This window comes from Pseudobutyrivibrio sp. (genome assembly GCF_017471675.1).
In the GTDB taxonomy this organism is placed as follows: Bacteria; Bacillota; Clostridia; order Lachnospirales; family Lachnospiraceae; genus Pseudobutyrivibrio.
Genome location: NZ_JAFUSK010000032.1, coordinates 1 through 4,678, shown reverse-complemented (window position 1 = coordinate 4,678; position 4,678 = coordinate 1). Strand labels below are relative to the sequence as shown.

The 4,678-nt window shown below is 38.3% G+C and carries 5 protein-coding genes; 4 read left to right on the top strand and 1 reads right to left on the bottom strand.

From position 1 onward, the window contains the following. The first annotated feature begins 350 nt into the window (after positions 1-350). From IJ535_RS05895 to IJ535_RS05885, 3 genes are read left to right on the top strand one after another with little or no spacing between them, the layout of a single operon-like run. Positions 351-689, top strand: a complete 339-nt coding sequence (locus IJ535_RS05895) for a PadR family transcriptional regulator (protein WP_294300081.1) — start codon at positions 351-353, stop codon at positions 687-689. Between the two features lie 22 nt (positions 690-711). Further along, positions 712-1,686 carry a permease prefix domain 1-containing protein gene (locus tag IJ535_RS05890; protein WP_294300076.1) on the top strand — a complete coding sequence of 325 codons (975 nt, stop codon included), beginning with the start codon at positions 712-714 and terminating at the stop codon, positions 1,684-1,686. Positions 1,687-1,690: 4 nt separating this feature from the next. Next, entirely contained in the window at positions 1,691-2,485 is a 795-nt protein-coding gene (locus IJ535_RS05885; RefSeq protein ID WP_294300073.1) for a DUF4097 family beta strand repeat-containing protein, read from the top strand. Positions 2,486-2,621: 136 nt separating this feature from the next. Here IJ535_RS05885 and IJ535_RS05880 read toward each other — a convergent pair whose 3' ends face one another. After that, positions 2,622-3,266 carry an orotate phosphoribosyltransferase gene (locus tag IJ535_RS05880; protein ID WP_294300070.1) on the bottom strand — a complete coding sequence of 215 codons (645 nt, stop codon included), beginning with the start codon at positions 3,264-3,266 and terminating at the stop codon, positions 2,622-2,624. Between the two features lie 405 nt (positions 3,267-3,671). On the opposite strand from IJ535_RS05880, the gene IJ535_RS05875 reads away from it, so the two are divergent. After that, complete coding sequence (locus IJ535_RS05875) at positions 3,672-4,340, top strand: response regulator (RefSeq protein ID WP_294300067.1); 669 nt, start codon at positions 3,672-3,674, stop codon at positions 4,338-4,340. Positions 4,341-4,678 lie beyond the last annotated feature (338 nt).

Below are 4,678 nucleotides of genomic sequence, written 5' to 3'. Positions count from 1 at the left end.
TTTCACGGCTTCTTATATAGTGAAGCATAAAAAGAGTGAACTTAAATAAAAAACTTACGGTAGATGCAAGTCTGCCTTATTTGCGTGCTCAGAAACAATGGAAATGGCAGGAAAAGCCAATGTTTTCCTGCCATTTGTTTTAGGCGATTACGCCTGTCATCTTAACTTAATGACATTGCCCTCAAGGGGAAGCCTTTTTTGCGCCTTTTTATATTGAAAAAAATATTTTTCAGAAAATTATTTTATTTTAACTGTTGACTTCCTACGTCTGTCGTAGTATATTTACTTCATCAGATGAAATACTTCATCTGTCGTAGTACGACAAACAAAGTAAATTGTTAGGAGGGCATATGGTAGAAATCAGTAGTGATGTAATCCGTGGCTACAATGACACCATGATTCTTAGCATTCTTCTAAAGGAACCATCCTACGGATATGAGATTTCCAAGGAAATCAAAACTATCACAGATGGGAAATACATCATAAAGGAAACCACTCTTTATTCGGCCTTTACCAGAATGGAAAAGAATGGATATATCGAATCATTCGTTGCCAGTCAGGATCTTGAGGGAAATGGAAAGAAACGTACCTATTATCGCATAACCGATGCTGGACGGGATTTTTATAAAGACAAATGCGAAGAATGGGAGCTTACCAAAGACGTAGTTGAGAAATTTATTACAAAGTAGCTAGTAGCAAGAGGAGAAGAATATGGAAACAATAAGAAATTATTTGGAAGCAATGTTTGCAAATATGCCAAACACCAAAGAGGTTAAGAAAGCTAAGGCTGAGCTTCTTACCATGATGGAAGATAAGTACAACGAGCTTATTGAAGAGGGTGAAACAGAAAACAGTGCAGTTGGTACAGTTATTTCTGAATTTGGAAATCTTGATGAGCTTGCTGAGGACTTAGGGTTATCTAAGGAAGTAGAAGAGACTCACGAAAGAGTTACTGAGAAGCCACGCAGATTCGTTAGCATGGACGAGGTAAGAGCTTATCTTGATGAGGAAAGAAAAGACGGATTGTTTATCGGAATCGGCGTAATGCTTTGCATTATGTGTGTAGTACCAATGATTTTGGTAGAAGGAATTCCAGGAATCTTTATCAGTAAATCAGCTGAAAACATTGGAATGGTTGGAATGTTTTTGATGATAGCAATAGCAGTTGCATTGTTTGTGTACAGAGGAATTAACAGCAATGATTGGAAATTCCTTAAGAAGGAGCCATGCCAGATTGATATGGCTACAGCCCAGATGGTAAAGGAAAGAAAGAACAGCTACAAACCAACCCACGCGCTGCTTATGACTATCGGCGTAGTTTTGTGTGTACTTTGCTGGTTGCCATGCGCTCTTATAGATCTTGATTTTGTAGCAGCTATTCTGTTTGCATTTATTGGAATTGGCGTATTTCTATTTATATATAGTAGCAGCGTCATGGGCAGCTTCGATACAATCCTAAAGCTTAACGATGAAAAGACCATCAGCGGAAGCTATGGCAAGGAGGATGATATCGTGTATGTCAATAAAACAGCTACAATTATTATGGAAGTTTATTGGACAACAGTTACTTGCATTTACCTTATGGTAAGCTTCATCACATTCGACTGGGGCAGAACATGGATTATATGGGTTATAGGAGCTATTGTTCATCATATTCTTAAAATCGCACTTGCAAAGGAGGATTAGAGCTATGGAAAATAAAAACTGGGGAAAGAAATACATGCTGGTCCTTTGGTTAATCACTCTTGTGGTTATCATATGTGGCCTGGCATATAATCTGGGTGGATTTGGTTTTCACTATCTATCTGCAACCAATGTAGGAGAATACGAGGATTTTGATTATTCTGGTGAAGAGTTTTCATCCATAGAAGTAAATGTTGATGCAGCAGACCTGGATATTAGATATGGCGATACATATATGGTATCAACTAACATTCCTAAGAAGTATCAGCCTGTTATTAATGTAAAAGATGGTAAATTGGAAATTCAGCAGAAGAAATTGAATCATTCAATTAATTCCTTCAAATCATTAAAAGAAGAATGTAGTATAGAAATTACCATTCCAACAGGAACCAAGCTTGAAGATGTTGACATCGTAGTTGATGCTGGTGATATTGATATCGAAACAGTTAAGGGCAAGAGCATTTCTATTTCTGCAGATGCAGGCGATATTGATTTGAAAAATGTTGAGTTTGAATCAACAACTGTGGATGCAGATGCAGGTGATATTGAAGCTAAGGATAGCAAGCTAGGTAAGCTTAAAATCGAAGCAGATCTAGGTGATATCGATGCAGACAAAACTGATTTTGATTATGGAAAAATAACTGCTGATATGGGAGATATTTCTATTGATGGTGCTTTCAACAGATTGGAAGCATGCTGTGACCTTGGAAGTATCAATATCACAACCCCTAACCCAGATTACGACAACATGGACTTAGACGTATCTTTAGGCTCCATAACCGTTAATGGGAAAAAGTGGTAACGAAAATAGAAAACGAAAAATAAAAACTAGTCGTAGCTATCAAGCTCTAAGTATTGCACAAGCGAAGCTTTCTATGCGTAGCGGTGCAATATCTTAGGCTTGAGAGCGTAACGGCTAGTTTTCTTGTTTATATTGGTTATCTTAATTCTGAATATCCGAAGGAATTTACAATGGCATCGATTGGGGTGCCAGCCTTACACAGTGGGCATTCGTGAAGTGGATATGACTGGTAATTAGGAATATCCTCTTCATGGAATACTGCTGTAATAGGAATTCCATCTATTTCTCTAACAGCGGAGAAGATTGCGCAAGCTCCACTTATCTTGGCTCCATAATATCTTACACATTCTGCAAGACTTTCAACAGTACGACCTGTACTTAAGGAACCGAATAATAGAAGCACATTTTTGTCTCGAACTGTCAGCTGCATGTTGTCACGGAAAATACTCTGGCCACTGGATGCAAGCTCTGGAGCAGTTACATAAATGGTTTTGTGCTGATTGTAATTGGCAACACCTGCTTTTGTAAGTTCCTGAGCTAAAAATGTTCCCACAACTTCCATTCCATCTGCACATACAATTGTATCTACTGGCGTTTGTACAGAATAGTGCATAGCAAGTAGCTGTGCCACGCCTGCAGCTTCGTTACATCTGGTTTTCATTGTGCCTATTTCCATATAATTAGTGATATGGGAGTGATTAGTGGCAAAATGTCCAGGAATGATTTTCAAAGCCACATCTGAATTCAGCGGTGCAGGAATTTTAGTGTATTCTTTCAACATAATAAACCCCTTTCTAACTAGATCAACTAAAAATGATTCACCATTTAACTTCTAGCTGAAATGACAATGAACTTGTCAAAATCTATATTCTTATTTTAGTAGATAATTTGCAAAAATAACACTATAAATTTAGAAAATAGCAAAAATAAATAGAAAATTCACAAAATAATCATTAAATGTTGTTTAATATCTTCCAGGTTTAATTACATAGATTTTACATAAGCCATGTATTCTTTCCGTAAAGAGTAAATAATATAAAGACAAAGTCAGGTTGTCTTTGTTAAAATTAAATGCAATAAGGAGGGACCCGCGATAGCGGGAAGATTCCTTATTGCTACAGCACAGCCCCATTGCCAGAGGCAATTATAAATGGCTGTGCTTTCCCGAAAAAATAAGGAGGAATACATGGCTTTAATTTATTTAATTGAGGATGATGCAAGTATCAGGGAAATAGAAGAGTATGCACTTAAAAATGCAGGCTATGAAGTGGCCACCTTTGAAAAGGCTGGCTCTTTTTTCAACGCCCTTGAAGATATAATGCCTGATTTAATCATACTGGATGTTATGCTGCCTGATGAGAATGGACTTGATATTGTAAAGCAGCTACGAGGAAGCTCCATCACAAAATCAATCCCTGTAATCATGGTTACTGCCAAGACTAGCGAACTTGATTTGGTAAAGGGGCTTGAAAATGGTGCAGACGACTATATCAAGAAACCATTTTCTGTATTGGAATTTATCTCAAGAGTAAAAGCTATGCTTCGCCGCACCATAGAAGATGATGTAAAAAAGCTAGAATTAGATGAGCTGCTCATAGACAAAGAACGCCACGAGGTAAAAATCTCAGACACCATAATCAATCTAACCTACAAGGAATACGAACTCTTATATTACCTAACCCTTAACAGAGGCATCGTCCTTAGACGAGACCAAATAATGGAACGTATCTGGGGCATAGACTACGAAGGAGAATCCAGAACCCTGGATATGCACATCAAGACCCTCCGCCAAAAGCTTGGCACCTTCGGCTCCCGCATCCGCACCGTACGAAACGTAGGCTACGTGATTGAATAAATGTGCCCGCCAAATGCTCATCCTGTATGTCTTGTTAATGGCATCATTGGAGAAGAATTGCTGATTTTCTTAATGCCACAAGCGAGCATACATCACGTGTCCTTTCATGGCTTTGACTATTCGAAGGCACTGTATGTATCTCGCAGACACTTGTTAGGTTACTTAATAGCAGTGGCAGCAATATTAGTATTAATTGCATTCATATTACATTCGCCAAGTTCAATTCCAAGCAGATTTTGGAGGTTTTCCGACCGGCTTCAAGCTCAGTCCATTTCGCTATCAGCCTTGGGCTGCCGTCCGTGGCAGCCCATATGAAAACATTCAAAAACTGCTTTAAG

Coding starts and splice junctions, on each gene's coding strand:
- IJ535_RS05895 (WP_294300081.1), top strand. CDS start 351: ATGGTAGAAATCAGTAGTGATGTAATCCGTGGCTACAATGACACCATG.
- IJ535_RS05890 (WP_294300076.1), top strand. CDS start 712: ATGGAAACAATAAGAAATTATTTGGAAGCAATGTTTGCAAATATGCCA.
- IJ535_RS05885 (WP_294300073.1), top strand. CDS start 1,691: ATGGAAAATAAAAACTGGGGAAAGAAATACATGCTGGTCCTTTGGTTA.
- IJ535_RS05880 (WP_294300070.1), bottom strand. CDS start 3,266: ATGTTGAAAGAATACACTAAAATTCCTGCACCGCTGAATTCAGATGTG.
- IJ535_RS05875 (WP_294300067.1), top strand. CDS start 3,672: ATGGCTTTAATTTATTTAATTGAGGATGATGCAAGTATCAGGGAAATA.